Annotated in this window: 25 protein-coding genes and 1 riboswitch; of the genes, 12 read left to right on the forward strand and 13 right to left on the reverse strand. The window is 62.6% G+C overall.

Annotated features, from left to right (window positions below):
• Positions 1-103 precede the first annotated feature (103 nt).
• The 4 genes from ACCO56_RS17565 to ACCO56_RS17580 all read left to right on the forward strand — a co-directional run bounded on the left by ACCO56_RS17565 (position 104) and on the right by ACCO56_RS17580 (position 6,519).
• Positions 104-1,048: a LysR substrate-binding domain-containing protein gene (locus tag ACCO56_RS17565; RefSeq protein ID WP_433642093.1), complete on the forward strand. Its 945-nt coding sequence runs from the start codon at positions 104-106 to the stop codon at positions 1,046-1,048.
• A gap of 90 nt (positions 1,049-1,138) precedes the next feature.
• Complete coding sequence (locus tag ACCO56_RS17570; protein WP_433642094.1) at positions 1,139-2,692, forward strand: trimethylamine methyltransferase family protein; 1,554 nt, start codon at positions 1,139-1,141, stop codon at positions 2,690-2,692.
• A gap of 67 nt (positions 2,693-2,759) precedes the next feature.
• A complete protein-coding gene (locus ACCO56_RS17575; protein ID WP_433642095.1) occupies positions 2,760-4,808 on the forward strand; it encodes an FAD-dependent oxidoreductase in 2,049 nt (682 codons plus the stop codon).
• A 64-nt stretch (positions 4,809-4,872) separates the two neighbouring features.
• Positions 4,873-6,519 carry an ABC transporter substrate-binding protein gene (locus ACCO56_RS17580; RefSeq protein ID WP_433642096.1) on the forward strand — a complete coding sequence of 549 codons (1,647 nt, stop codon included), beginning with the start codon at positions 4,873-4,875 and terminating at the stop codon, positions 6,517-6,519.
• Between the two features lie 221 nt (positions 6,520-6,740).
• On the opposite strand, the gene ACCO56_RS17585 is transcribed toward ACCO56_RS17580, so the two are convergent.
• The 4 genes from ACCO56_RS17585 to ACCO56_RS17600 are packed head-to-tail and all read right to left on the reverse strand — an operon-like array spanning position 6,741 to position 10,681.
• Positions 6,741-7,301 carry an acyltransferase gene (locus tag ACCO56_RS17585; RefSeq protein WP_433642097.1) on the reverse strand — a complete coding sequence of 187 codons (561 nt, stop codon included), beginning with the start codon at positions 7,299-7,301 and terminating at the stop codon, positions 6,741-6,743.
• A gap of 5 nt (positions 7,302-7,306) precedes the next feature.
• Positions 7,307-8,383: a glycosyltransferase family 2 protein gene (locus ACCO56_RS17590; RefSeq protein ID WP_433642098.1), complete on the reverse strand. Its 1,077-nt coding sequence runs from the start codon at positions 8,381-8,383 to the stop codon at positions 7,307-7,309.
• A 13-nt stretch (positions 8,384-8,396) separates the two neighbouring features.
• On the reverse strand, positions 8,397-9,158 hold the full coding sequence (locus ACCO56_RS17595) for an FkbM family methyltransferase (protein WP_433642099.1): 762 nt from the start codon (positions 9,156-9,158) through the stop codon (positions 8,397-8,399).
• Between the two features lie 14 nt (positions 9,159-9,172).
• A complete protein-coding gene (locus ACCO56_RS17600) occupies positions 9,173-10,681 on the reverse strand; it encodes a lipopolysaccharide biosynthesis protein (RefSeq protein ID WP_433642100.1) in 1,509 nt (502 codons plus the stop codon).
• A gap of 354 nt (positions 10,682-11,035) precedes the next feature.
• Between ACCO56_RS17600 and ACCO56_RS17605 the strand changes: the two genes are divergently transcribed.
• The 3 genes from ACCO56_RS17605 to ACCO56_RS17615 all read left to right on the forward strand — a co-directional run bounded on the left by ACCO56_RS17605 (position 11,036) and on the right by ACCO56_RS17615 (position 14,823).
• Positions 11,036-11,995: a TAXI family TRAP transporter solute-binding subunit gene (locus tag ACCO56_RS17605; RefSeq protein WP_433642101.1), complete on the forward strand. Its 960-nt coding sequence runs from the start codon at positions 11,036-11,038 to the stop codon at positions 11,993-11,995.
• A gap of 151 nt (positions 11,996-12,146) precedes the next feature.
• The gene (locus ACCO56_RS17610; RefSeq protein ID WP_433642102.1) at positions 12,147-14,240 is read left to right on the forward strand and encodes a TRAP transporter permease; all 2,094 of its coding nucleotides are present in this window, start codon (positions 12,147-12,149) and stop codon (positions 14,238-14,240) included.
• 208 nt (positions 14,241-14,448) lie between these two features.
• The gene (locus tag ACCO56_RS17615; RefSeq protein ID WP_433642103.1) at positions 14,449-14,823 is read left to right on the forward strand and encodes a DUF1850 domain-containing protein; all 375 of its coding nucleotides are present in this window, start codon (positions 14,449-14,451) and stop codon (positions 14,821-14,823) included.
• On the opposite strand, the gene ACCO56_RS17620 is transcribed toward ACCO56_RS17615, so the two are convergent.
• Positions 14,817-14,972, reverse strand: a complete 156-nt coding sequence (locus ACCO56_RS17620) for a hypothetical protein (RefSeq protein WP_433642104.1) — start codon at positions 14,970-14,972, stop codon at positions 14,817-14,819. The genes ACCO56_RS17615 and ACCO56_RS17620 overlap by 7 nt on opposite strands.
• Before the next feature lie 329 nt (positions 14,973-15,301).
• Between ACCO56_RS17620 and ACCO56_RS17625 the strand changes: the two genes are divergently transcribed.
• Positions 15,302-15,808, forward strand: coding sequence for a ferritin-like domain-containing protein (locus tag ACCO56_RS17625; protein ID WP_433642105.1), 507 nt, complete (start codon positions 15,302-15,304; stop codon positions 15,806-15,808).
• Positions 15,809-15,926: 118 nt separating this feature from the next.
• On the opposite strand, the gene ACCO56_RS17630 is transcribed toward ACCO56_RS17625, so the two are convergent.
• Positions 15,927-16,607, reverse strand: a complete 681-nt coding sequence (locus ACCO56_RS17630; protein ID WP_433642390.1) for an ArsR/SmtB family transcription factor — start codon at positions 16,605-16,607, stop codon at positions 15,927-15,929.
• 67 nt (positions 16,608-16,674) lie between these two features.
• Between ACCO56_RS17630 and ACCO56_RS17635 the strand changes: the two genes are divergently transcribed.
• From ACCO56_RS17635 to ACCO56_RS17645, 3 genes are read left to right on the forward strand one after another with little or no spacing between them, the layout of a single operon-like run.
• Positions 16,675-16,914, forward strand: a complete 240-nt coding sequence (locus ACCO56_RS17635; RefSeq protein ID WP_433642106.1) for a DUF1127 domain-containing protein — start codon at positions 16,675-16,677, stop codon at positions 16,912-16,914.
• A 50-nt stretch (positions 16,915-16,964) separates the two neighbouring features.
• Entirely contained in the window at positions 16,965-17,297 is a 333-nt protein-coding gene (locus ACCO56_RS17640; protein WP_433642107.1) for an NIPSNAP family protein, read from the forward strand.
• The gene (locus tag ACCO56_RS17645) at positions 17,294-17,638 is read left to right on the forward strand and encodes an antibiotic biosynthesis monooxygenase family protein (RefSeq protein WP_433642108.1); all 345 of its coding nucleotides are present in this window, start codon (positions 17,294-17,296) and stop codon (positions 17,636-17,638) included. Before ACCO56_RS17640 ends, ACCO56_RS17645 begins: the two co-directional genes overlap by 4 nt.
• A gap of 146 nt (positions 17,639-17,784) precedes the next feature.
• On the opposite strand, the gene ACCO56_RS17650 is transcribed toward ACCO56_RS17645, so the two are convergent.
• Both ACCO56_RS17650 and mbfA read right to left on the reverse strand, forming a co-directional pair.
• Complete coding sequence (locus ACCO56_RS17650; RefSeq protein WP_433642109.1) at positions 17,785-18,219, reverse strand: 6,7-dimethyl-8-ribityllumazine synthase; 435 nt, start codon at positions 18,217-18,219, stop codon at positions 17,785-17,787.
• A 76-nt stretch (positions 18,220-18,295) separates the two neighbouring features.
• A riboswitch (FMN riboswitch) is annotated at positions 18,296-18,440 on the reverse strand.
• A 200-nt stretch (positions 18,441-18,640) separates the two neighbouring features.
• Positions 18,641-19,624 carry an iron exporter MbfA gene (gene mbfA / locus ACCO56_RS17655; RefSeq protein WP_433642110.1) on the reverse strand — a complete coding sequence of 328 codons (984 nt, stop codon included), beginning with the start codon at positions 19,622-19,624 and terminating at the stop codon, positions 18,641-18,643.
• A 160-nt stretch (positions 19,625-19,784) separates the two neighbouring features.
• Between mbfA and ligD the strand changes: the two genes are divergently transcribed.
• The gene (gene ligD, locus ACCO56_RS17660) at positions 19,785-22,289 is read left to right on the forward strand and encodes a DNA ligase D (protein WP_433642111.1); all 2,505 of its coding nucleotides are present in this window, start codon (positions 19,785-19,787) and stop codon (positions 22,287-22,289) included.
• Positions 22,290-22,296: 7 nt separating this feature from the next.
• Here the strand turns inward: ligD and ACCO56_RS17665 are convergent, their stop codons facing one another.
• Genes ACCO56_RS17665 through ACCO56_RS17685 form a run of 5 tightly spaced genes read right to left on the reverse strand, consistent with a single transcriptional unit; the run spans position 22,297 to position 26,809 of the window.
• A complete protein-coding gene (locus ACCO56_RS17665; protein WP_433642112.1) occupies positions 22,297-23,097 on the reverse strand; it encodes a DUF2066 domain-containing protein in 801 nt (266 codons plus the stop codon).
• A 43-nt stretch (positions 23,098-23,140) separates the two neighbouring features.
• The gene (locus tag ACCO56_RS17670; RefSeq protein WP_433642113.1) at positions 23,141-24,277 is read right to left on the reverse strand and encodes an ABC transporter permease; all 1,137 of its coding nucleotides are present in this window, start codon (positions 24,275-24,277) and stop codon (positions 23,141-23,143) included.
• On the reverse strand, positions 24,274-25,191 hold the full coding sequence (locus ACCO56_RS17675) for an ABC transporter ATP-binding protein (RefSeq protein ID WP_433642114.1): 918 nt from the start codon (positions 25,189-25,191) through the stop codon (positions 24,274-24,276). The genes ACCO56_RS17670 and ACCO56_RS17675 overlap by 4 nt, the downstream gene beginning before the upstream one ends.
• A complete protein-coding gene (locus ACCO56_RS17680) occupies positions 25,188-26,153 on the reverse strand; it encodes an HlyD family secretion protein (RefSeq protein WP_433642115.1) in 966 nt (321 codons plus the stop codon). The genes ACCO56_RS17675 and ACCO56_RS17680 overlap by 4 nt, the downstream gene beginning before the upstream one ends.
• Entirely contained in the window at positions 26,150-26,809 is a 660-nt protein-coding gene (locus ACCO56_RS17685; protein ID WP_433642116.1) for a CerR family C-terminal domain-containing protein, read from the reverse strand. The genes ACCO56_RS17680 and ACCO56_RS17685 overlap by 4 nt, the downstream gene beginning before the upstream one ends.
• Positions 26,810-26,907 lie beyond the last annotated feature (98 nt).

Raw genomic sequence — 26,907 nt, forward strand, 5'->3', positions numbered from 1 at the left:
CTCAGGGCGAGTATTGCACGACGAGTCAGTATCTGTGCCTAATGGCTGAAACGAGCATAGCCGATGACAGGCAGCATCCGACCCACCCGAGAATCCCATCGACATGGAAGACCGTGGCTCACTGCGAGCTGCCGAGTGCAACCTGACCGATAGTGCCATGGTTCGCCGATACTACAGCCTCCCCTCGCTCAATGCGCTCGCAGCTTTCGAGGCAGCCGCGCGACACCTGAGCCTCACCAAAGCCGCCGAGGAGTTGAACGTCACGCCCGGCGCTGTGTCCAAGCAGGTAAAGATGCTGGAAGAAGAACTCGGTGGGCCGCTCTTCGTCAGGCGGCACCGGGCGCTCGAACTCACCCGCGAGGGCGAAACGGTGGCGGTCGCCTTGCGCGAGGGATTCGAGCGGATGGCGACAACGTTCAAGCAGGTCCGGATGGGGGGCGCGCTGAACGTCACCATCGGCAGTACCATGGCGCTTGCGCAGCTATGGCTTATGCCGAGGCTCAGCGTGTTCTGGAACAGCCATCAGGACATCGTCATAGATCACCTGATCTCCGACCATCCTCATGGCCTCGACCGCCCGGATGTCGATCTTCGGATTCGGTATGGTGACGGCGAGTGGCCGGGCGAGATCGCAGCCAAGCTGTACGACGACCGGATCCTTCCGGTAGCAAGCCCCGATTTCATTCGCGAGCACCCTGTTCGCTCACTGGACGATTTGGCCGAGCTGCAGCTCCTTTCGGTCGAAGGTGTCGATTGGACCTGGACCACCTGGGCGAGTTTTTTTCGGGAGGCGGGCGCGTCGCCCCGGCGCTTGAACGTCAGACGTTTCAATAGTTACGTCATAGCGCTGCAAGCGGCGAGGAGCGGTCAGGGCGTCGCATTGGGGTGGGCGAGCCTCGTCGGGCCGCTGATCCGGTCCGGCGACTTGGAGCGGCTGACCGACGCGGAGATCGTCGCACCTCAGTCCTTTTTCGTGACTTGGAGCGCACACCGCCCGTTGAGTCGGCAGGCAGAAATCCTGAAGGACTGGTTGCTGACCGTCGATTGAGCTCAGCTCAATCGACACGGGCTGCTTATTCGCTTGAACCTGTCGTTGGGGAACGTTCATTTTTCGGCAGGCCAGTGCTGGAGGATGAGCATGTCGCAGGCGAGTACGGCAGCGGGTCAGGGCGTCGGTGGCCGCCGCGGAGGGGGACGCTTGGGGCGCAAGGCGCTGCGGAGTGCCCCCATCGTCGCCTTTCCGACGCTGGTTCGAAAGATTCCGGTTTATCAGATGGTCCCGGATGAAGCCGTGGAATTGATCCATCAGGAATCGCTGAACATTCTCGAAGAGGTGGGATGCGAGTTCCGCGACGACGAAGCGATCGCGATCTGGAAGGCCGCCGGAGCCGATATCACCGGCACACGGGTCCGTATCGACGGCGCCTTGCTGATGGAACTCGTTTCGAAGGTCCCATCCGAGTTTACGCTCACCGCTCGAAACCCGGAGCGCACGGTCCGCGTCGGCGGGACTCACTCTGTTTTCGTCCCGATGTATGGCGCGCCCTATGTGCGCGATCTCGACAATAACCGTCGATACGGGACACTCACCGACCTCCATAATTTCCATAAGCTCGCCTACATGGCTCCGGCACTGCATTCGTCGAGTTCGATCATCTGTGAGCCGATGGACATTCCGGTGCCGAAGCGTCATCTCCATATTGTTCATTCGGCCTTGAAGCATTCCGACAAGCCCTTCATGGGAATCGTGACGTCCAAGGACCGTGCGGAAGACACGATGGAGATGGCCAGCATCGTCTTCGGCAAGGATTTCGTGAAGGACAATCCCGTCCTCGTCTCTATCACCAACTGCAATTCGCCTCTGGTCTGGGACGCCACCATGCTCGATGCGATGAAAGTGTACGCGCGCCACAACCAGCCGCTGATCCTCGCGCCTTTCGCATTGTGCGGCGCGTCGACGTCGGCTTCGGCCGTGGGTGCGGTGGCGCAGGTCAATGCGGAGGCGCTGGCCGGCGTGGCATTCACCCAGCTCGTGCGGCCGGGCTCGCCGCAGATCTATGGGCAGTTCATGGTCACGGTCGATATGAAAACCGGCGCTCCCATGGGCGGCACCCCGGAAGCCGCTCAGATGATGTATCTGATGGGGGCCTTGGCGCGAAAATACCAGCTGCCATGGCGCACGTCCGGTTTCCACGTCGGGTCGAAACTGAACGACGCCCAGGCGGGCTACGAGGCCAACATGCTGATGCATGCCGCAATCCTGGCGGGCGCCAACTACATCTGGCACTCGGCCGGATGGCTCGAGGCCGGCTTGACCTGCGGTTACTCGAAGTTCGCGACCGATTGCGAGCAGTTGGTCGGCTGGTACAAATATGCCGGCGGACTTTCCTTCGACGATTTCAAGGACGCCATGGCGGCGATCCGCGAGGTCGGCCCCGCCGGCCACTTCCTCGGCACCCAGCACACGCTCGACCACTTCGAGTCGGCCTTCTTCATGCCGAGCCTGATGGATTTCAATTCCTTTGAACAATGGAATGCCGAAGGCGCGAAAGACCACGACATGCGCGGTCGCGAGAAAGCACGCGCCATGCTCGGCGATTACGAAGAACCAAAACTGGACGAGGGCATTGCCGAGGGTCTCGGCGACTTCGTCGCGCGGCGCGAGGAGCGGTTGCCGGATACGGTGAATTGAGCAGCGGCCGACCGATGATGGACAAGGGTTCACAAACACTCGAGCGGGTTGGCAAGGGGGAGCGATCATGACTGCCGCCGCGAACGACCCGCTCCTTCAGCCTTTCCAGCTCAAGCACCTCGTGCTCAAGAACCGGGTCATGTCGACCAGCCACGAGCCGGCCTATTCGGAAGACGGGCTGCCGAAGGAACGCTACCGCCTCTACCACGCGGAAAAGGCAAGGGGTGGCATCGCCCTTACGATGACCGCCGGCTCGGCGATCGTCTCGCGAGACAGTCCGGCCGCATTCGGCAACCTGCACGTCTACCGCGACGAGATCGTGCCTTGGCTGCGCGAATTGGCGGACGCCTGCCACGAACATGATTGCAAGGTGATGATCCAGATCACCCATCTTGGCCGCCGCACCGGCTGGAACAAGGCCGATTGGCTGCCGGTCCTCGCACCGTCATCGGTGCGCGAGCCCGCCCATCGGGCCTTCCCCAAGACAGCGGAGGACTGGGACATCGATCGCATCGTGGCGGACTATGCCTCGGCTGCACAACGTTGCCAGGCGGCCGGCCTCGACGGCATCGAGTTCGAATCCTACGGACATCTGATGGACGGGTTCTGGTCGCCGCTGACCAACCTCCGCGACGACGAATTCGGCGGCTCGCTCGACAACCGCCTGCGTTTCACTTTCCGCGTCATCGATGCGGTCCGTGCGGCCGTCGGCAACGACTTCGTGGTGGGCATCCGCATGGTGGCCGACGAGGATGTCGAGAAGGGACTTTCGAAGGCCGAAGGCGTCGAGATCGCCCGGCGGCTCGCCGCATCCGGCAAGTTCGACTTCCTCAACATCATCCGCGGCATGATTCACACCGACGCAGCGCTGACCGGCGTCATCCCGATCACCGGCATGCGTTCGGCTCCGCATCTCGATTTCGCCGGAGATGTGCGCGCGGCGGCGAAAATCCCGGTCTTTCATGCCGCGCGCATTGCCGATGTCGCCACCGCGCGCCATGCCATCGCAGAGGGAAAGCTGGACATGGTCGGCATGACCCGGCCGCACATCGCCGACCCGCATATCGTTGCGAAGGTAACCCGAGGCGAGGAACACCGCATCCGCCCCTGCGTCGGAGCAACCTACTGCCTCGACCGCATTTACGAGGGCGGCGAGGCGCTCTGCATCCACAATGCGGCTACCGGCCGCGAGGCGACGATCCCGCATGTCGTGACGCGCACAGACGGGCCGTTGAAGAAGGTCGTGGTGGTGGGCGCCGGCCCGGCCGGGCTCGAGGCGGCACGCGTCGCCGCCGAGCGCGGCCATTCGGTCACGGCATTGGAGGCGTCCGGACAGGCCGGAGGGCAGATCCGGCTGGCGGTGCAGAACCCGCGCCGGCGCGAACTGATCGGAATCGTAGACTGGCGGTTGGCCGAGCTTGACAGGCTCGGCGTGGAGATACGGTACGATATCTGGGCCGAAGCATCGGATGTCGAAGCGCTGTCGCCGGATGTCGTGGTGATCGCGACGGGCGGACTGCCGCAGAATCCTCCGCTCGAAGCCGGCGACGATCTCGTCGTGTCGAGCTGGGACATTCTTTCGGGTGCCGTCAAGCCGGCAGAGAACGTGCTGCTCTATGACGACAATGGCGGACACCAGGCCATGGGTGCGGCGGAGCTCATCGCCAATGCCGGCGCGAGGCTGGAGTTGGTTTCGCCCGAGCGGTTCTTTGCCCCGGAAATGGGCGGCATGAACCACGCGCCCTACATGCGGGCGTTCCACGAGAAAGGCGTGCGCGTCACCATCAACACGCGCGTGAGTGCCGTGCGTCGGCAAGGCAATTCGCTCGTCGCGACACTAAGCTCGGATTTTGCCAAGGGGTGGCGCGACGAGCGCCGCATCGACCAGGTGGTGGTCGAGCACGGCACCGCACCGCTCGAGGACCTGTATCTCGCCCTGAGGCCCGCCTCGATGAATCTCGGTGCCGTCGACTACGAAGCGCTCGTGAATGGCGGCGAGGTGTTTCCGCGCAAGCAGACGGGCGGCTACACGCTTTTCCGCATCGGGGATGCCGTCGCCTCGCGCAACATCCACGCCGCGATCTACGATGGGATCCGCTACGCGATGAGGTTGTAGGAAGCGATCGAGCCCGGACATCGGACATCGATAAGAACAACGCAGCGATAACAGGGAGGTGTAAATGCGTTTCTTCAGAAGCAATGGTGACCGGGTACCGGGCGCGATCGAAAAGATGGCCGCGGGAGCTAGGGCTGGGCACGTGGACAGGCGCGAATTCCTTGCCATCGCCAGTGCCATGGGCGCCTCGACGGCGCTGGCCTACAGCATGATCGGACTTGCGGCTCCATCGAAAGCCTTGGCGCAAGAGGGCAAAAAGGGAGGCACTTTGAGGGTGGCCATGGCCGTGAAGGGCCAAAAGGACCCTCGCACCTACGACTGGGTGGAACTTGCCAATATTTCGCGCACCTGGCTCGAGCCGCTGGTCAGCTACACGCGCGAGTTCACCTTCGAGCCGGTGCTGCTGGAAAGCTGGGAAGTCAACGACGATGCGACGGAATATGTACTTCACGTGCGCAAGGACGTCAGGTGGACCAACGGCGACGCCTTCACCGCGGAGGACGTGGCTTTCAATCTGAACCGTTGGTGCGAAAAGGACGTTCCGGGAAATTCGATGGCTGCCCGCGTCGGAGCCCTGATCGACGAGCAGACCGGGAAGGCCAAGGACGGGGCTATCACCAAGGTCGATGATCATACGGTCAAGCTCAAGCTGAACGAGCCGGACATCTCTCTCATCCCGAATTTCACCGATTATCCCGCGCTGATCGTTCATCGCAGCTTCACCGGCGACGATCCGATCGGCAAGCCGATCGGGACGGGCGCGTTCGAGCTGGTCTCCTACGATGTCGGCTCGAAGGCGGTCGTCAAACGGCGTGAGAACGGCAAGTGGTGGGCTGGCGAGGCTCTGCTCGATTCCGTCGAATTCATCGACTACGGGACGGATTTCTCGGCGACCGTCAACGCCTTCGAATCCGAAGAGATCGACATCAACTTCGAGACCCCGGCCGATTTCATCGACATACTCGACGATCTGGGCCTCACCAAATCCGAGGTGGCGACGGCAACGACCCTCGTGGCGCGCACCAACGTCACGCACAAGCCCTATGACGACAAGCGGGTGCGCAACGCCTTGCAGATGGCGGTCGACAACAATGTGGTGCTGCAGCTCGGCTATAACGGACGCGGCGACGTGGGCGAGAACCACCATGTCAGCCCGATTCATCCGGAATACTACCCGCTACCCAAGAAGACGCGGGACATGGCCGGCGCCAAGAAGCTCATGGAGGAGGCCGGCCAGGCCGATTTCGAGCACGAGCTGATCACGATCGAAGACGATTGGCAGAAGAGCACCGGCGATGCCATTGCCGCACAATTGCGCGAAGCCGGCATCAAGGTGAAACGGACGGTGCTGCCGGGATCGACCTTCTGGAACGACTGGACGAAGTATCCTTATTCCATGACCATCTGGTACATGCGTCCTCTCGGCGTCCAAATCCTGGCGCTGGGTTACCGCACCGGCGAGGCGTGGAACGAGAGCGCCTTTTCCGACCCGGCGTTCGACGCCAAGCTGAAGGAGGCGCTGTCGATCATCGACCCGGACAAGCGGCGGGAAGTCATGAAGGATCTCGAGACGATTCTGCAGGATTCCGGTGTCATCATCCAGCCGTTCTGGCAGAAGCTGTTCAGCCACACCAACGCCAAGGTGAAAAACTACGGCGTTCACCAGACCTTTCAGATGGATCTCCAGAAAGTATGGCTGGAAGAGGCCTGATGCCGTCGCGACGCATAGCGCTCGGCACGTCCAGCGGACGTGCCGATTTCGCTTCACTGGATGAGAAACCCGCCGCGCTGTCCATGCCAAGCTCCTGTCGGCCCATGCCCCCGACGTCGCCTATGACGAGATCGTCACCGTCTCCAACGACGACGCGCTAGAAGGACGCCTCACTCGGAATCTACACCTCGGATTTCGTCCGACCTATCGGGCGAGCACGCTTATGAGGCCTTGGCGGGTTTGGCGGCGCGACTTCCGATCGTTCGGGCGGGTACACCTGCCACGATCGCCATGGGCGGAACGTCCTTGGTGACAACCGAGCCTGCTGCAATAACGGCCCCCCGCCCGATTGCGACACCGTCCAGTACCCGACACCCGGCTCCGAACCACACGTCATCGCCGATGCGGATGCCTTTGGTGGTCAAACCCTGTCGGGCGATCGGCTTGTCGGGATCTTCGAAGATATGGTTCGCGGGCACGAACACGCAATGCGTGGCGATCCTCACATAGTTGCCGATATGCAGGCCGCCATGGCCATAGAGGACACAAAAGGGATTGACCGAGCAATTTTCCCCGAGGACAATTTCGCCGCCATAGGCCAGCAACATGGTATGAGCACTGAGAGCGGTACCGCTCCCGATCGCGACCCGTCCGCCTTGACCCGTCTCGATAATCGCCTTCCAGTCAACGCGGGCTTTGTCGTGAACCTCGATGATACCTGGCTCCTTGCGCCACGAACGGTACTGGACGATTCGGCGCATGCGTCGAAGCAGATCACCCAAACCCGTCACGCTCCGGATGCCCGCTCAGTCGCAACAAATTTGTAGTTATTTGAGGCAACAATAAAATTCTCCTCCAGAAGATTCTCGATTGAACTAAATTCCGCAGCCTCTTCCGAGTACAACTTCAGATCAGGCTGGATTTCCAATACTTTTAAATACTTTTTATACTCTCGCGAATTTGCTGAGTAACTTTCCTCTTTCACCACATTTTTCACCAAACTCAAAAAGTCTCCAACATATTTATAATGTAGTAGAACGGCCGACACATCTGCAACGCGGGCGCCGCTGACATGGTGCGCGTGAAGGTAGGAGACACCCGCGGACGGAAGCAGGAGGGGGTGCTTCGTCAGGAGGACCCTCGCGTCGAAAGCCGAGCCCCGAATCCCGCCATACATCACGTCGATCGCGACTGCCGGCGCGACGTTGCTGTTTCCGTAAAAGGAGGAATATGGCTCACGTTCGAGATGGTGAAGGCTGTAGAAGCGATGCTCTTGCCGCCATCCTTCAACCGACGACTCAGCGATAACGCCCTGTGGAAACAGATCGAGCAATTGCGCGACAACGGCGGTGAAGCCTTCACCGTTCAGATAGCGCAGAAAGGCTCGGAGATTGACATTCTCGCGGAAAGGGTAGTCGAAAAGCTCGTCGATGTCGACGCACAGAACCCAGTTGCTCCGGCCGAACGTCTCCACGAGCCAACGCTTCATGATGTCTTTGTAGATTTTGTACGGCGCGGCCGTCCGGATTACCGTAACGTCGTCGTGAACCCTCGCCAGATCCCCGGTTCCGTCGGTCGAGCCATTATCCAGGAAGGCTATGTGCTTGGCCCCGAGTTCGCGGTAGTGCCGTAGGAATTCGGTCAGGTACGGGGCGCCGTTGCGGACCAGGCACACCACCACGAGATCCTCACGCGAGGCCGCAATGGTGCGCCGGCCACTGACCCAATCAAGAGTGAAGGGAAAGGTCCTGGCTCGTATCCGGTGGCGCAGATTCTGGGCATGGTAGCGGACCTTGCAAAAGGCGCGCATGATGACCGGCTGCCGGCTGCCGGAAGAAACCCTCGACGTACCCGGTATACTCATCGATCCCGGCCCCTCAAGCCAATGAAAGATATTTCTCCCCCAGCATCTTGACGTTGCGCCGCCCCTGCGTCACCTCCACGAACTTATCCGAACAGCCATGCACGATGCGGTCATGCAGCTCGATGCAGATCGCCTCTGTTTTTGCAATCCAGCCGGTATCGGTACTGAAGAGCGCGCGCTCGCCGCCTTCTATGTCAAGCTTCAGGACGCCAATTCCGCTCGCCCCGAACTGCGCCATCAGCATCCCAATCGTGACGCACTCGACTTGCTCCATCGCCTCGCTCGCCGGGTTGTCCTCTGGACGAGACACGATCGTGAAGCCCCATTGGCCCGTTCCGCGGTTGTTTAGCGTTGTCACGCCAGGTTCGGGCGCCAGAGCCTTGTTCATCGGAACGATGTTCTTGTAGTTGGACACATTCTGCTTCAGCAGGGCAAAATTCGCCTTGCTTGGCTCGAGCGTCACCACCGTGGCCTCAGGATAGGCCTCCGCGAGAACAATGGCCGCAGTGCCGATATATCCGCCCGCATCGATGATGAAGGGGTTCTTGATCGTCGGTATGGCCGCGAACAGCTCATCGAACTCCCCGCCCAAGCAGCTCAGCGCGACGCGAATATCAGGAGAGGCCGTGCGGATAAGCAGATCACGCCGTCCCGGCTTCACGCGGATGCGCAACTCCTGGCCAAGCGATGTGAGTGCAAGCCAGCGCATGCCGTCATACCGCCGCCCGGCCCGACTGAGCTGTCTTGCAAGATCGATGTTGCGGCGCATGGCCATGAGGTTGGTCCTTCTCAGGTTCCCTGTCGCTCGCGCAGCCGCTTCCAGCGGCCCGCGAGAAGTCTCACTAGGTTGCGTCCGATATCGATGGCTTCGCTCTCCGGACCCTCCGGCCGTCCCGCGATCTGCCAGCAGGCCAAGGTCGCCGAAATATAACTGACGAGGCCCACCGTAATCGTGGCGGCGAGTTGCAACGCGAGGCCGACTGTATCGCCTGCCGCAGGCTGATGGACACTCACGCAAGCGACGATCATCACGGCGGTTGCCAGGAAGCATCGAATATTGGCGCGCAATTGTGCCATGACACTTATGCCGACGAGCCGAGCCACCATCGACATGTCGATGGCCACTCCGATGAAGCCGGCAATCGCGCGACCGGCCAGCAGGCCGGCCAAGCCGCCGGCCGCCATCCCAATTAGGATCAACGGCATCCGGATAGCCAGCTTCAGAGAATTCCGCAGGAATAAACTTCTCGTTTCGCCCTTCGCCATGGCAAGCGGGAAGACGAGACTGCCGAGCGTGTCCAAAGCAAAGGTGAACGCCAAGAGTTGAATGATCGGGATGGCCCCAAGCCATGAGGGACCGAGCGCGAGCCGCACGAAGGGCTCTGCGACCAGGCCGAATCCGACGCTCGTCGGCAGGGCCACCGCCGTCACGACGCGTTGCACCCGTCGATAGGCGCGCCTGAGCCGTTCCGTGTCGGAACCGGCGAGGCTGAAGGCAGGAAAAAGAGTGGATGTCAGCGGCCGCACGAGTTCCTGCCCCGGCACGACTGCAAGGCGACCGCCAACGGTATAGAGGCCGAGGTCGTTCCGGCCCAGAAAAGTGCCTACGAGAAGGTAGTCGAAGCGGTAGTTCAGCGTATTGACGATCTGGCTGACCGAGACCCAGGCGGAGAAATGCCAAAGCTCCCTGAAGTGCTTCACCCGCAGCGCAGGGCGGAAAGGAAACATGATGTAGGAGAGGACGATGGAGACGGCCTGCCCTGCGAGAAGGCCGGCGATAAGGGCCCAGTAGCTCCGCAGAACCAGGGCCGAGCCGATCGAGACGCACACATTGACCAAAGCGGCGACGACCCCAAGAATCGCGTCCTGATGAAATTTGAGCTTCTTCTGAAACATGATCAGCTTGGGGTTTTGAATGCCCCCAAGTGCCGCGCTCACCCCGAGTGCCACTATGACGGCCCCCAGCCGCGGCTCTGAATACAGTTCCGCCAAGATGGGCGCCGCTGCAGCGAAGCCGGTCCCGATCAGCAAGCCCCGGCCCAGATTCAGGGTCCACGCCGTGTTGTAGTGGTCGCGAGAGGGATCCTTGATATGGATCAGGGCCTGCGACAGTGACAGCTCCGTGGACGCCTGGAGTACCGCCAGCATTGAGGTTGCAAGTGCCACGAGCCCGAAATCTGACGGCAGCAGCAGGCGCGCCAGAACAATGGTGCTTAGCGCGCTCAGAGCATTTGCTACAATCCTGGCCCCGCTGATCCACACACTGCCGCGGAGGATTTGGCCTCGAATATTTTGCACCTTAAGATTCCAGCGTCCAGTTCTCGGCGCTAATTCTCGAAGCGAGCCGCACCAGCTTGCATACAACTTGTCAATTCTGGCCGCAGCTAGGCAGCAATTTGCCCAACCGCATCGGGAACGTCAACCTGTTGCACTGCAACAAAACCTTGGTCGGCCGCGTCGCCCGGAATGCCGAGCATTTTCAGCGTCTAAGTCATGGGCTGGGACCGCGAGCCTTGGCGCAAGCTGGCAAGCCCGTCAGCCTTTCCTCTGCCGCCGAAATTTGAGGTTGGCATTCGCCCATTGATATCTGACAATGCCCTAAACCGCGCTGCAGAGGACAGCGCGGTTCTGTCTGATTCAGGGAGGAAATGTATGCTCAGACTCGGGACGAAGCTTGTCGCCGCCGGCGCGGTCGCACTCACAATCGGGCTTAGCACCGTAACGGCCAAGGCTCAGGAATTCATCAACGTTCTGACCGGCGGCACGTCCGGCGTCTATTACCCGCTCGGCGTCGCTCTTTCGGAAATCTATGGTCAGAGCATCGAGGGCGCCCGCACGCAAGTGCAGGCCACCAAGGCTTCGGTCGAAAACCTCAATCTCTTGCAGCAGGGCAAGGGCGAAATCGGCTTCACGCTCGGCGATTCCCTGAAGCTCGGCTGGGAAGGCGACACGGAGGCAGGCTTCCCCGGCAAGCTCGACAAGCTGCGCGGCATCGCGGCCATCTATCCGAACTACATCCAGATCGTCGCGTCCCAGGATTCCGGCGTGAAGTCGCTGGCCGACCTCAAGGGCAAGAGCCTTTCAGTGGGCGCTCCCGCATCGGGCACCGAGCTCAACGCCCGTGCGATCTTCGAGGCCGCCGGCATGAAATACGAGGATCTCGGCAAGGTCGAGTATCTGCCCTTTGCCGAATCCGTCGAGCTCATCAAAAATCGTCAGCTCGACGCCACCCTGCAATCGGCGGGCCTGGGCGTCGCCTCCATTCGTGACCTCGCCACCTCGGTTCCGATCAATGTGGTGGCCGTACCCGAAGAAATCGTCGCCAAGATCGGGGCGCCCTACATATCGGTCACCATCCCGGCCGGCACCTATGAAGGCCAGAGCGCAGATGTCGCGACCGCCGCGGTCGGCAACTTCCTGGTCTCGCATGAGGGCGTTTCGGAAGAAACGGCCTACAAGATGACGAAGGCGCTGTTCGAGAACCTGGACAAGCTCGCCGCCGCCCATGCCGCTGCCAAGGCGATCAAGGTCGAGAATGCGATGGAAGGCATGCCTGTTCCGCTGCATCCGGGTGCCGAGCGATACTACCGGGAAGTTGGCGTACTGAAATAGGGCGCAGCGCGGCGCTTGCCGGACCCCTCATCCGACCTCGCGAAGCCTGTCCTCGGGCTCCGCGAGGTCGGATGAGGGGTTCGCGAGCTCGACGGATAGACCGTCGTTTCTTCTGCACCAAGATACCAGCCTGTCAGGAAAAGCCCGGCTTATGACGACAAACGCCTTCCCGAGCGACCAGCCGTCGGAAATCCCCACCGAAGGACTGCCCGAAGGCTGGGGACGCGGCTTTGCCGGGCGCGCCGCCTTCGCGATCGCGGTGCTGTTCTCGGCCTTCCAGCTTTACACGGCCGCCTATGGCACGCTTCCCAGCCAGGTCGTGAGGGCCATGCATGTCGGCTTCCTCCTGCTGCTCGGCTTCGCGCTCATCGCCAATCTGAAGACGAGCTCCCGGGCGGCGAGGGTCATGCTCTGGAGCTTCGGCGTCCTCGGCTTCCTGACCGGCATCTACCACTGGGTGTTCTACGAAGCGCTGCTGCGCCGGACAGGCTTCCTCACTACCGCCGATCTGGTCGTGGGCGTGGTGCTCATCGCCCTGGTCTTCGAAGCGGCGCGACGCTTGATGGGTCCGGCGCTCGCGATCATCTCCGGTATCTTTCTGGCCTATTGCTTCTTCGGCCAATACCTGCCGCCCCCCTTCATCCATCGCGGATACGGATTCGACCAGATCATCGAGAACTTCGCCTACGGCACGGAAGGCATCTACGGCACGCCGATCTATGTCTCGGCGGCCTATATCTTCATCTTCGTCGTCTTCGCCGCCTTCCTGGAAAAGGCCGGCATGATCGCGCTGTTCAACGATTTCGCGTTGGGGTTCGTGGGATCCTGGCGCGGCGGGCCGGCGCAGGTCTGCGTACTCTCCTCGGCGCTGATGGGCACGATCTCCGGCTCGGGGGTCGCCAATGTCGTGGCAAGCGGCCAATTCACCATCCCGCTCATGAAACGTTTCGGCTTTCGCTCCGCCTTTGCCGGCGGCGTCGAGGCGACATCCTCCATGGGCGGCCAGATCATGCCGCCCGTCATGGGTGCCGTCGCCTTCATCATGGCCGAGACGCTGAACGTGCCTTATGCCGAAGTCGTGACGGCGGCAATCATTCCGGCACTGCTCTATTTCGGCGCCTGCTTCTGGCAGGTCCATCTCGAGGCGGGGAAAGCCGGTTTGGCAGGCATGGACAAGGCCAGCCTGCCAAATCCCTGGGCCGCCGTGCGCCAGCACTGGCCTTTGGTTCTGCCGCTCGCCGCCCTCGTCTATCTGCTGTTTGCCGGCTACACGCCGATCTTCGCCGGCACGATGGGGCTGGCGCTGACCGTCGTGCTCATCCTCGGCACGCCGCTCGCCGCACTTATCGGCCCCTTCGCCTTCCGCGTGGTGTTCTGGATCGCACTCGGCCTCGCGGCGGCGGCCTTCATGCGTTTTGGCGTCAACATCCTGGCGCTCGTTATCGGCGCCCTCGTCGTTGCGTGCCTGACCTTCAAGGGCGGGCGCGACACGCTCATCATTTGCCGGGATTCGCTGGCGGAGGGCGCCAAGAACGCGCTCCCGGTCGGCATTGCCTGCGCCATCGTCGGCATCGTCATCGGCACACTCACCCTCACCGGCATCGCCTCGACCTTCATCGGCTTCATCATTTCCATCGGCGAGAACAACCTGTTCCTGTCGCTGGTGCTGACGATGCTCACCTGCCTTGTGCTCGGCATGGGCATCCCGACGATCCCGAACTACATCATCACCTCGTCGCTCGCCGGGCCGGCCCTTCTCGAACTCGGCGTGCCGCTCATCGTCAGCCACATGTTCGTCTTCTACTTCGGCATCATGGCCGACCTGACGCCGCCGGTTGCATTAGCCGCATTTGCCGCGGCGCCCATGGCCAAGGAGTCCGGCTTGAAGATCGGCATCCAGGCGACGAAGCTCGCGATCGCCGGTTACGTGGTACCGTTCATGGCGGTCTATACGCCGGCGCTCATGTTGCAGGATGCCGGCCCCATGGCGGCCAGCTTCGGCTACCCCGTCGAGGTCGCCTATGTCGTGTTCAAGGCATGTCTCGGCATCGTACTGTGGGGAGCCGCAGTGACCGGCTTCCTGTTCGCCCGCATGGCGCTCTGGGAAAGGATCCTGGCGCTGGCCACCGGCCTGCTTCTCGTGCTTGCCCTGCCTCTCACCGACGAAGCCGGCTTCGCCCTGGCCGCAATCTGGATCGGCTGGCACTGGTGGCGATCACGGACGGCCGCCGCGCTATCGGCCTAGCGATGGCGCTCCACGTTGCCCCCCTCTGTCCTGCCGGACATCTCCCCCACAAGGGGGGAGATTCGCCTTCATTTCTGATTTTGCCAATCGCCGGCATAACAGGACGAGCGCCATCGCTGCTGACAGCCAATCTCCCCCCTTGTGGGGGAGATGTCCGGCAGGACAGAGGGGGGCAACGTGGAGCGCCTCGGCGGGATTCTTTTTCCTAATGACTCTCGGCCTCTGCATCCTTGCAGGCGGCAAAACCACGGTCCTTGCCGCCACGTTCTTCACGCTCTCCTGGACCCATTCGATCGAGAAGACGCGATGGGAGGAAGACTGGCGCGTCATGCCGGCGGGGCTGAATATCGTGGAGGCGCGCGTCAAGGGGTCCGGTGCCGGCATGGAGCCGCCCGAAGGATCCGTGCTGCGCGATGGCTGGTGGGCTTATGCGCCGAAGCTGCCGACGCAGCCGTCGGTGCTGCTGGCGTCGTCCGGAGCGACTGGCGGTGGGTGGAAACTCTGCGCCGGGGAGACCTGTCTCGACCTCGGCGCGCGGTCGGGCGAACCCGTTACGCTACGGGCCTGCCCGGCGGATCACTGAAAGGTCACGCGCTGCCCGAGCGCGCCGTTGCGGCGGCGTGCGCAGGCAGGGCCGGGGCCGCGCATATAGTGGCGCTCGGGCCGATAGGTCGGCGCGATGAATTCGCGGAATGCGGACGCGTAATATGCGAGGTGGTTCCAGATTGCCATTGCCTTTGTCCCTGTCCCTTCGGATGTCTGTCCGAATTTGGATGGATCGTAGCGGGCAGCCGTGAATAGTCGGTGAACGCAACGTTAATCTTTGCGGAAAAAGCCCACGAATCATGGCTGAAACGGGGATGTTTCGGGGCATTGTTGCGCCGGGACTATTGTAGTTTCGCTGCGTGGTATTTTCGCCACATGCGAAGCCGGTGCGCACGGGAATACCCCCGTCGGAAGAGGAATTCGCCGATCAAGATCCGGGAACCGTTCCACCCCTCAGATGTTGGGTCGCAGAAGCGCTCGCAAGGGGCGCCAATGCAAGAGGAAAGGAACACGCCATGGGCTTCTTCTCGAAGGACATCAAATCGCTCGATGACCTCTTCGTGCACACGCTGCGCGATATCTATTATGCTGAGAAGCAGATCGTGAAATCACTTCCCGACATGGTCGAAAAGGCGACGAACCCGATGCTCCGGGAAGGTTTCCAGAAGCATCTCGAGGAAAGCAAGGGGCACGTCGCAAGGGTCGAGCAGGTTTTTGAGATGCACGGCGAAACGGCGAAGACCGTGAACTGCCCGGCGATCGACGGCATCCTCGCCGAAGCGAACGAGGTGGCTGGCGAAGTCGACGACAAGCAGGTGCTCGATGCCGCGCTGATCGCCGCCGCGCAGGCAGTCGAGCACTATGAAATCACGCGCTACGGCACGCTGATCGAGTGGGCCAAGCAGCTTGGACGCGACGACTGCGCCGAGGTGCTCAAGCAGAATCTCGACGAGGAAAAGGCTACCGACAAGAAGCTGACAGAACTTGCCGAAAGCAAGGTCAACCTCCAGGCGGCCGAGTAGCTGACGATAGGAGACGAAGCGGCGAACGAGCCGCTTCGTCTCCCTCGGACGCGAGCCCGCGCGGCGGCGGCCGTGCAATCCTCTCGATCGCTTCCCACGCCCCTCCCCGCACCGGGTATTATCTCAAGAAGGCTGCCTCGAAGGCACGTTTGCCCGTCGGAGAAAAGATCACGGCGCGACCTTCCTTTTCCCGGCGCGCCCATTTTTCCGAAAGGATCTTGTCGAAGATCGCCGCGCCCAAAGTGCCGGCGAGATGCGAGCGCCTCACGCTCCAATCGAGGCAAGCCCTGCAGACCGCCCGACGCGGCTTGACCAGGGAATCCCTGTCGATACCGACCGCTTCGAAGAAGCCAGCGCCGGCTTCCGCGAGACCGAGCCTGTCTCCCTCGCGGACAATGATGCCGCGCTCCAGGAAACTGTCGAGCATGGCGACGGCGTGTTCGCCGGCCAGATGGTCGTAGCAGACGCGCGCTTCCCGCATCGTCACGTCGCGGGGGCCAGGGCGGGCCCGCTTCGGGCCGACCGACGCGGCGACGCCCATGATCGCTTCCAGCATCGCGGCTACCTCACGGCCGGCCAGGCCGTAATAGCGATGACGGCCTTGGGCTGTCAGCCTCAGCAGGCCGCCTTCCATCAACTTGGAGAGATGCGAACTCGCCGTCGGCAAGCTCACTCCGGCCTCGACGGCCAGTTCGGAAGCGGTGAGCGCGCCGCCATCCATCAGCGCGCTCAGCATGTTGGCGCGGGCGGGATCTCCCACCAGGCTGGCAATACGGGCAATGTCGGGACCTTCACGCATAGTTCGACTGTAATCGAAGCATCGCTGCTCGGCAAGGCGTATCCTGGGAGCGTGAAAGGAGCCGGCCATGACGCTCATCGATCAGTCAAATCCACGTTTCGTCCAACCCCACCGCGCATGGATGCGGCGCTTGCCGATCAACGCCGCTTCGCTGCTCGTCCGCTGGCATGATCTATATCTCCAGCGCCTGGCGCTGGCGGAACTCGACGAGCGACTGCTCGCCGATATCGGCGTCTCACCCGAGGAAGCCCGTCGCGAACGCGCGCAACCCTTTTGGCGGCCGAAGCTAACACGGTTTCGGACCTGAAGCTTCGGCGCCGGTCTAATGATGATTGATCCCCCAAAAGGAAGACCCCAATGACCATCACCTGCTTCATCCGTTACGAGATCGATCCGTTCCGAAAGGACGCCTTCATCGATTATGCCCGCAACTGGGGCCAGGCGATCCCGCGCTGCGGCGCCGACCTGATCGGCTATTTCGCGCCGCATGAGGGGTCGTCGACCACGGCCTATGGCGTCTACAACATCGAAAGCCTTGGTGCCTACGAAGCCTATCGCGCGCGTCTTGCCGCGGACCCGCTGGGCAGAGAGAATTACGAATTCGCGCGGCGCGAACAGTTCATCCGCCGTGAGGACCGCATCTTCCTGAAACTGGCCTCCGAGCCTCACGCGCAAAGGATCATCCCATGATCGCCGTTATCTTCGAAGTCCAGCCGGCGCCGGGCCGACGCGACGCATATCTCGGCATCGCCGCCGACCTGCGCCCCCTGCTCGAGGGTATCGATGGCTTCATTTCCGTCGAGCGGTTCCAGAGCCTCACTGATCCTGACCGGGTGCTGTCGCTGTCGTTCTGGCGTGACGACGAGGCGGTCGAGGCCTGGCGCAACACAGAACAGCACCGACGGGCGCAGCAGGCCGGTCGCGGCGGCATCTTTGCCGGGTATCGGCTCCGCATCGCCCGGGTGGTGCGCGACTACGGGCTCACGGATCGTCGCGAAGCACCTGCAGACAGCAGGGCCGTGCACGATTAAAGCATGTCATTTGAGCAAAACCGCTGCACGCTTTTGGGCGACATGCTTAGACCGTGGCGCTGTCAACGCCTCCCTATGCGACTTTGATCGTCGCATAAGTCAGTGGAACCGGAGGATGGTGTAGGAGCACCATCCTCCGGCGATATTTACGCTGCAGCCAACTTGCGGGCTTTTCCAACCATGATTGCCGCTCGTGCAGCTTCACGTCCCTTTTGCACGAAGTGAGTGCGATAAATCTGCAGGTGGTGTTCGGTCTCCTGATACTGATGAGGCGTCAACGACACGGACAGGACAGGGACGCCCGTGTCCAGTCCGGCGCGCATCAGCCCGTCCACTACGGCTTGAGCGACAAACTCGTGACGGTAGATCCCTCCATCGACGACGAACGCAGCGGCGATGACAGCGGCATACCGCCCCGTTGCGGCAAGATCTCGGGCGAGCAAGGGCAGTTCGAAAGCGCCTGGAACGTCAAACACATCGACATGTTCGGAAGGGATAAGCTCACAAAAACCTTCGAGCGCCCGGTCTACGATTTCAGCGTGCCAGTTAGCTTTGACGAAGGCATAGCGGGTGGGTGTCATGGTGATCTCCTCTGTAGCGACACGTCACCCAAGGCGATCACGCGCGTTTCTGGTTGTCCGAAGGACAGCAGAAATCACCCGTTCTCTTTCATCCGGACTATAACCGTCGGCCCAGGCATCTCACCTGATCTGCTTGACCCTTCCGTAGGAAGGCGCTCGCGGGCTCGCAACTAACGTCGCATACCGCCGGTGGGGACTTCCACCCCGCCCTGAGAACGCCGGAACAGTATGAGGAAATCCTTAGGCAGGCAAGCTATGGAACAGCCTTCCCGAGCGCTCGTTCGCGCTGCCGACCAACCGTTCGATCGACTGTGGACAGCGGGACCAAGAAAGCAGCTCCGCGCGGTCATGCCGCCGCGACGGACCCGGCATCGCAAGGGCTCGGCTTCTTTCCGCACGAATTCCGCTGCAGCAAGCCACATCACGCGTTGCCGATCAGGACGCCCGCCCCGAAGACGAGGGCGCCGCCGAGAACCACCTGGAAGGCCGCGCGCAGGAAAGGGGTTTCCATGTAGCGGTTCTGGATGAAGGCGATCGCCCAAAGTTCCACGAAGACGACCGCGGCCGCCACCGTCGTCGCGGTCCAGAAATGCGGGATGAGATAGGGTAGAGCATGGCCGAGCCCGCCGATGGCTGTCATGATGCCGGAGGACAGGCCGCGCTTCAGCGGCGAGCCGCGGCCGGAAAGCTTGCCGTCGTCATGTGCCGCTTCGGTGAAGCCCATCGAGATGCCGGCGCCGACCGAGGCGGAGAGGCCGACGAGGAAGGTCTGCCACGTATCCTGGGTCGCGAAAGCGGCCGCGAAGATCGGGGCCAGCGTCGAGACCGATCCGTCCATCAAGCCGGCAAGGCCCGGCTGGACATAGGTCAGAATGAACTGGCGCCTTTCGGTGGTCGCCTCCTCAGCCCGCACATCCTCGGGGACCAGCTTCTCGCCGAGCCGGCGCGCCAGAGATTCATGGCTGCGTTCGGCCGCGGCGAGATCGCCGAGCAGTTTTCGTGTCGCAGCGTCCCCAGCCCTCTTCGCCGCCTCCACATAGAACCGTTCCGCCTGCCTCTCCATTTCTTCCGCCTGTGACCGCACCCGTTCGATGCCGAGCGGGCGCACGAGCCAGTCCGGCTTGCGGTCGTAGTAGCCGCGCACATGCTCGCGGCGGATCAGGGGAATGCGCTCGCCGAAGCGCGTACGGTGGAGCTCGATCAGCGCGGCTCGGTGCGACTCCTCCTCGTCCGCCATCTCGTCGAACACCTTGGCCGATTGCGGAAACTCGTCTCTGAGCCCGTCGGCATAGGCCCGATAGATGCGGCCATCATCCTCCTCGGAGGAGATAGCCAGCGCGAGAATCTCCTGCTCGGACAAGGACTCGAAGGAGCGGCGGCCAAAGCCGAAGACACGAGAAAGCATTGAGGAGCACCATAATTTAGAATGATTCTAAACTATGGATCAGGCTTTAACCCGTCAACCCGACGCGACCCTGCCCGGCAAGGAACTTTCGCCGCATGGGCACGTTGGCCCGCGACAAGCCGGCGCCTGGCGCCGATGCAACCATCTGCGTGGGAACCACATGGCCAATCTCGAACAATACAGGGCAAAGCGGAACTTCAGAATCACCAGCGAGCCGGCTGGAAAACGGCGCCGCAAAGACACGACGCCGGACCTTGCCTTCGTCATCCACAAGCACGACGCGACACGGCTGCATTACGACCTTCGGCTTGAACATGGCGGCGTGCTTTGGAGCTGGGCCGTCACGCGCGGGCCGAGCCTCGACCCGTCCGAAAAGCGCCTGGCCGTCCATGTCGAGGACCATCCGCTCGACTACGCCTCATTCGAGGGCGTCATTCCCGCGAAGCAATATGGCGCCGGCCCGGTGATCGTCTGGGACAGGGGCACATGGGAGCCCGAAGGCGACCCGGCCGCCGACCTTAAGAAAGGGCATCTGCGCTTCGAGCTTCGGGGCGAAAAGCTGCACGGGGCCTGGCATCTCGTGCGCCTGCGCCCTCGTGGAGGGGAAAAACGCGACAACTGGCTGCTGATCAAGTCCAAGGACGAGTTCGCCACGACCAAGGGGGATATCCTCGAAGACGAACCCCGCTCGGTGAAATCGGGATTGACGATCGAGGACGTCGCCAAGGGCAAAAAGGGAAATGGCAAGGCGAAGGCTAAGACCGCGACGCGACAGACGGCCGCCAAGACGAAATCCCGCGGGGAAGGCTTGCCGGATTTCGTTTCACCCTGCCTCGCCCGTCTGGAAAGCGCGCCGCCGGTCGGAGACCATTGGCTACACGAGGTGAAGTTCGACGGCTACCGCATGCAGGCGAGGATCGAGGACGGCAAGGTCACGCTCAAGACCCGCACCGGTCTCGACTGGACGGACCGCTTCGGCCCGGACATTTCGAAGGCTCTCGCCGAGCTCGACTGTGAAACGGCGCTTATCGACGGCGAGATCGTGGTTCCCGACGAGAAGGGCGGCTCGTCCTTCTCGGCGCTACAACTTGATCTGTCCGAACGGCGCACCAGCCGGATGATCTATTACGTATTCGACCTGCTCCATCTCGATGGAGAGGATATGACCGGGGAGCCCCTGCTTCATCGCAAGGAGAAGCTGCGCGACCTCCTGTCCGGCGAGGAACTCGGTCCGGTGCGCTACAGCGAGCATTTCGACGAGCCGGGAAAGGTCGTGCTCGAGCACGCCTGCCGCATGGGCCTGGAAGGCGTCGTGTCAAAACGCGCGGATGCCCGCTACCGCAGCGGCCGCGGCTTCGACTGGATCAAGTCGAAATGTACCCTCAGGCAGGAATTCATCGTCACGGGCTACGTGCCTTCCGACAAATCGGGCCGCGATCTGCGCTCGCTCGTCGTCGGCTATCGCGAGAACGACCGCTTGAAGCCTGCCGGCCACGTCGGAACGGGTTTTTCCCAACGCAACGCCAAGGGGCTCAAGAAGAAACTCGACACCTTGCGCACTGACAAGTCGGCCTATGAAGGAGCCGCCGGACGTGAGCGCCGGGTGGTCTGGGTGAAGCCGGAGCTCGTCGCCGAAATCGAGTTCCGTTCGTGGACGCGCGGCGGTAATATCCGGCACGCCTCGTTCCAGGGGCTAAGGGAAGACAAGCCCGCGTCGGAGGTGGTGATGGAGAGGCCCGACAGCGAGACCAAGGCCGGCGAAGACAGCCCGCCGTCGCGCGGCAAGACGGGCGGCCGGCGAGCCCGCGCCGTAACCAAGGTGGCGCTCTCCAATCCCGACAAGAAGCTCTGGCCGGAGGAAGGGGTGAGCAAGCAAGACCTGCTTGCCTACTACACCATGGTCTGGCCCCGCATGGAGAGGTATGTCGTCAACCGTCCGCTTGCGTTGGTGCGTGCGCCGGACGGCGTAGGAAAGCAACGCTTCTTCCAGAAGCATGCCTCGGCCGGCATGCACGATGCCATCGGCACGATGAAGGACCCGGAAGATGGAGAAGAGCTGCTGTTCATCCGGGACTTCGACGGATTGGCGGGCCTCGTCCAGCTCGGGGTGGTCGAGATCCATATCTGGGGCGCAACCATCGACAAGATCGAGCACCCGGACCAGATCGTTTTCGATCTCGATCCCGACGAGGGGCTGGATGTCGATGACGTCCGTCGCGCCGCCCTCGAAGTCAAGGAGAAGCTGGACGACCTCGGCCTGCCGAATTTCGTCAAGACATCGGGCGGCAAAGGCTTCCATGCCATGGTGCCTCTGAAACCCAAGGCCGATTGGGCGGCGGTGAAAGGTTTCGCCCATGATTTCGCCCGTGCGATGGCTGAAGCGGCGCCCGACAGATACACGGCAACGCTTTCGAAGAAGGCCCGCAAGGGCCGCATCTTCATCGACTATCTGCGCAACGGCCGCGGCTCGACGACCGTCGCGCCCTACTCGTCACGGGCGAAGAAGGGCGCCACGGTATCCCTGCCAATCACATGGAAGATGGTCGCCGATGGGGTCGGCCCGGCCGCCTTTACGATCGATGGCGTAGAAACGTCAGCTCGGCTGAAAGCAGCCGATCCCTGGAAGGATTTCTTCGAGCGCGGCAGGACGTTGGAGCGGCGTTGAAGCCCTGTCACTCCGGCTGGCCGTGGTTCGAAAGGATTCGCGCGGTCGCGCGCATGGCGTTGCGGAAGGCATCGTCGAAACCGACGCCCTTCTCCTGCCAGCGATACTCCTTGCCGGAGGAGACGAGGGTCCAGTCCGCGATCCAGCCGAGAGCTTCCGCGCGCCAGATCATCGTTCCGCTCAGGCCGACATCGCCGCCATTCGCCGTCGCAGCCTCCTTCAACGCGACGCCGTTTTGCGGAACCCCGGCGAAGTCCATCTCGACCGGCAGGACCAGGGGAATGCCGGTGCGGTCGGCAGCGGCCATCACGGAGCCGCGCATATCCGCCTCCATGCCCTTGCCTTCCCCATCGAGGGCGAAGGTCTCCCCCTTCATCGTCTCCACGGAGATGAAGGCAGCCACGCGCGGCCGCGAGAGCCAGGGTTTCCGACCGAGCGCTGCCAATGCTGCGTCGATCGCGGCGGGCTCGAATTTCGCCGTGAGATATTGCGGGCGATCATAGGTGCCTTGCTCATGGTTCGGCGGCCGGTCGTTGAGGAGGTCGCGGTAGTCGTAGGCGGCCACAAGCGTGGTCGCCTTGCCGGCCATCTCCGCGATGCGGGGATCGTCGGCAAGGGTCGGATCACCCGATACTTTGACAAGCACATCGACCAGGCAAAGCGCCAGGGCGCGTGCCCTGTTCTTCTCGCCGGTGCCGCTGGTCACCGTCGTCGCGCCGTAGAGGGCAGAGCTGTCGGACGCGAGCAAGGGCCCGCCGGGCAGAACCAGCGCCAACGCCAGACACAAGAGCTTCACGCGACGAGGCATGTTCCGTTCCCCAAGTCCAAAATTATCAAGGGAATGGAAAGCGTCAATCCAGCGTCCGCCGGAACCGGGCCAACGCCATCGCGGCGAACAGGGCGATGAAGATGAGGAGCGCCCAGACCTGGGGCGCGACGGCCGCGAAATCGGCGCCTTTCAGCATGACGCCACGGATGATGCGCAGGAAATGCGTGAGCGGGAACACCTCGCCGAGCGTCTGCGCCCAGTCGGGCATGCCGCGATAGGGGAACATGAAGCCGGACAGCATGATCGACGGCAGGAAGAAGAAGAAAGTGAGCTGCATCGCCTGCATCTGCGTGCGCGCAAAGGTCGAGATCGTATAGCCGAGCAGCACCAGCGACAGGACGAAGATCAGCACGGTTGTCAGCAGCAAGGGCAACGACCCGATGAAAGGCACGCCGAATAAGAGCTTCGAGGCGACCAGGACCACGCCCACCTGCACGGCGCCCACAACGAGATAGGGAAGGATCTTGCCGAGCATGATCTCGACCGGGCTCGCCGGCATGGCGAGCAGATTTTCCATCGTGCCTCGCTCGGTTTCCCGGGTCAGCGCCATCGAAGTCATCATCACCATCGTCATCTGCAGGATAACCCCGAGCAGGCCCGGCACGATGTTGTATTGCGAGATCGCTTCCGGATTATACCGGCGATGAACCACGACCTCGAGCGCATTCGCCGTGTCCTGCGCCGTGACCGCCTCCATCCCCTGCTCGCGGAGCAGCGCCTGGGCGGCGACGGTGCCCAGCGTCGAGATCGCACCGCTGGCGACGGCGGGGTCGGTTGCGTCGGCCTCGATCAGTATCTGCGGATGATCCTGCCGCTCGACACGGCGGTCGAAATCGGCCGGTATGGTGACAACGAAAGCGACGTCGCCCCGCGCGATCAGCAGTTCGGCCTCGGCAGCGCTTCCAACCACATGGTCGAACCGGTAGTAACCCGTCGTCTGGAGCGCGGACACCATGGCCCGGGTGAAGCGGTCGTTGCTGGTCGCGACCAAAGCCGCCGGCAGGCTCTTCGGATCGTTATTGATCGCATAGCCGAACAGGACGAGCTGCATGAGCGGCACGCCGAGCATCATCGCGAAGGTAATGCGGTCGCGCCGCATCTGGATGAACTCCTTCATCAGCAACGCGCCGAGCCGGGCGAAGGAGAAGATCGTGCTCATGCCATATTGTCCCGGGAGTTGCCCATGAATTGGATGAAGACATCTTCCAGGCTGGTTTCGCCAGGCTGGACGGTGGTGCCCCGGCGCCTGGCAAAGGGCTCGAGCGCCGCCTCGAGCGCACTGCGATCCGCTCCCACGACATGGAGGGTCGCGCCGAAGGGCGCCACCTGCTCGACCCCGGGCTTGCCCTGCAGCGCGGCCTGAACCTCTTCCAGCCGCGGGCCGGCGACCACGAATGTGACGAGCCCGGAATTACGCACCACTTCCTCGACCGTGCCGGTCGCGAGCATCTTGCCGTACGAGATATAGCTGATGCGATGACAGCGCTCCGCCTCGTCCATGTAGTGGGTGGAGACCAGAACGGTGAGCCCGCCGGCCGCCAGGCGATGGATCTCATCCCAGAACTCCCGCCGCGCCTTGGGGTCGACGCCCGCCGTCGGTTCGTCGAGCAGGAGCAGTTTCGGCTGGTGCATGATGCAGGCCGCTAGCGCCAGCCGCTGCTTCCAGCCGCCGGAAAGCGTGCCGGCGAGCTGGTTGCGCCGCGAGGTCAGCCCGAGATCGTCGAGCGTGCGGCCGACATGCTCCGCCACCGGCCTGAGCTGGTAGAGCCGGGCGACGAACTCCAGGTTCTCGGCGATCGTGAGGTCCTCGTAGAAGGAGAACCTCTGGGTCATGTAGCCGACTTCCCGCTTGATCCTGAGCGGCTCGGTTCTCAGATCGTAGCCGAGCACCTTTCCGTGGCCCTCGTCCGGCGTCAGCAGGCCGCACATGATGCGGATCGTCGTCGTCTTTCCCGAGCCGTTGGGACCGAGGAAGCCTACGATCTCCCCCTCCGAGACGGTCATCGACACATGATCCACGACGGTCTTGTCGCCGAAGCGCTTGACGAGGCCATGGACGTCGATGGCGTTCATGTCGCGCCGTCCTGTCTCGTATCCGCCAGGTCGACATCGACGATCTGGCCCGGCTGCAGGCTTCGGGCATCGCCTTCCGGCCGCGCCTCGACGAGATAAACCAGCTTTTGCCGCGTCTCGAGCGAGTAGATCACCGGCGGCGTGAATTCCGGATCGGAGGAGACATAGCTCACTCGCGCGGTCATTCCCGATGGACAGCCGTCACATCTTACGCTCAGCAAGGTCCCCACCGACACACGCGAGAACTGGGCTTCCGGAATGAAGACGCGCAGCTTGACCGCGCCATCCGGCAGCATCGAAACAACGGGTGCCGTCGGACCGGCCATGTCGCCGGGGTTGCGGATCACGTCGTTGATGCGGCCGGCCGCAGGCGCGACGATCTCCCTCTGGGCAAGCTGCCAGCGCGCAGTCTCCAGCGCCGCGCTTGACTGTTTGACCTGGCTTTCGGCCGCTTTGATCGCTTCTTCGCGCGCCGGCAACTCGGCTACGGCCAGATTTGCCTTGGCTTCTCCGATTGCCGCCTCGGCTACCCTTGCCCGCGTCTGGGCCTCGTCGAATTGCGACTGCGACGCGATCGCCCTCTTGAGCAGATCCGTCATCCTGTCCAGGTCGCGATTGGCCTCCTCCGCCTGCGCCACCGCAGACCGGTAGGTCGCCTCGAGGACCGCAATCTCTTCCGGCCGTTTGCCGACCTTGAGATCGGCGAGTTGCGCACGAGCCTGCGCCAGCGCCGCCTCGGCCTGCGCCACGGCGATAGTGGCGTCGGTCATTTCGAGGGTCGCAATCGGGGCGCCGGCCTCCACCCGTTCGCCGCGCCTAACGCTCACCGTGCGAACCTGTGCGATATCTATGGGCGCGAGCAGAACGAAGTCGCCTTCCACATAGCCTACCGCCAGCGGCGCGCCGGGACCGCAAGCCGAGAACAGGAAAGCCGCGAAGGGGATCCAGCAGAGGAAGCTCATGACTGGGCCCCCTTATGGGCAGCAAGGACGGCAGCGAGATTGTCCACCGCGACCGAGGCAACCGCGTCGGCTTCCCTGGGTCCGATCTCGGACCAGCCCATGCGGCGCATCACGGCCTCGCGGCCGATGCGGAAATAGATCACCTGTCCGATCATGGTGAAGACGATGATCTTGGTGCGCTCGCTCTCGGCATCCTCGCCGGTCGCCTCCGCCCAGAATTCGCACAATCGCCGGTGAGTGGGCTCGAAGACACCATTGTAGATCGTGTCGAGCGCGGCCGTCGGATGGGCGAGTTCGCGCAGGATGAACTGGACGATAGCCCCCGCCTCGGGCCGGGCTATGATGAAACCAACCATGCGCCGGACCGCCGTCTCCAATCGATCTGCGGCGCCGGCCTCGCTTCCCGCGCCGCCCTCCGCGGCAAGCGCTTGGGCTGCGACCGTCTGAATGGTCTCGACGATAAAGGCGGCGCATGCGGCGCGCAGCCCTTCCTTGCCCCCGAAATGATAGGCGATCGAGCCGATATTCGCGTTCGCCGCTGCCGCGATGTCTCGGGTGGAGGTTCCATCGAATCCCTTTTCGCCGAACAATCGCAATGCCGCGCCGAGAAGCGCCTTGCGCGTCTGCTCCGACGAAGTTGCGGGAACCGGATCCATTGGTCTGCCTCCGAGGCTCTTGCACGGCAGCATAATTAATCAATCGATTGATTAAAGTCAAGACTGTTGCTTGTTTCCAGGATGCGCGCTTTATTCCG

Source organism: Mesorhizobium sp. 1B3, assembly GCF_050958605.1.
In the GTDB taxonomy this organism is placed as follows: domain Bacteria; phylum Pseudomonadota; class Alphaproteobacteria; order Rhizobiales; family Rhizobiaceae.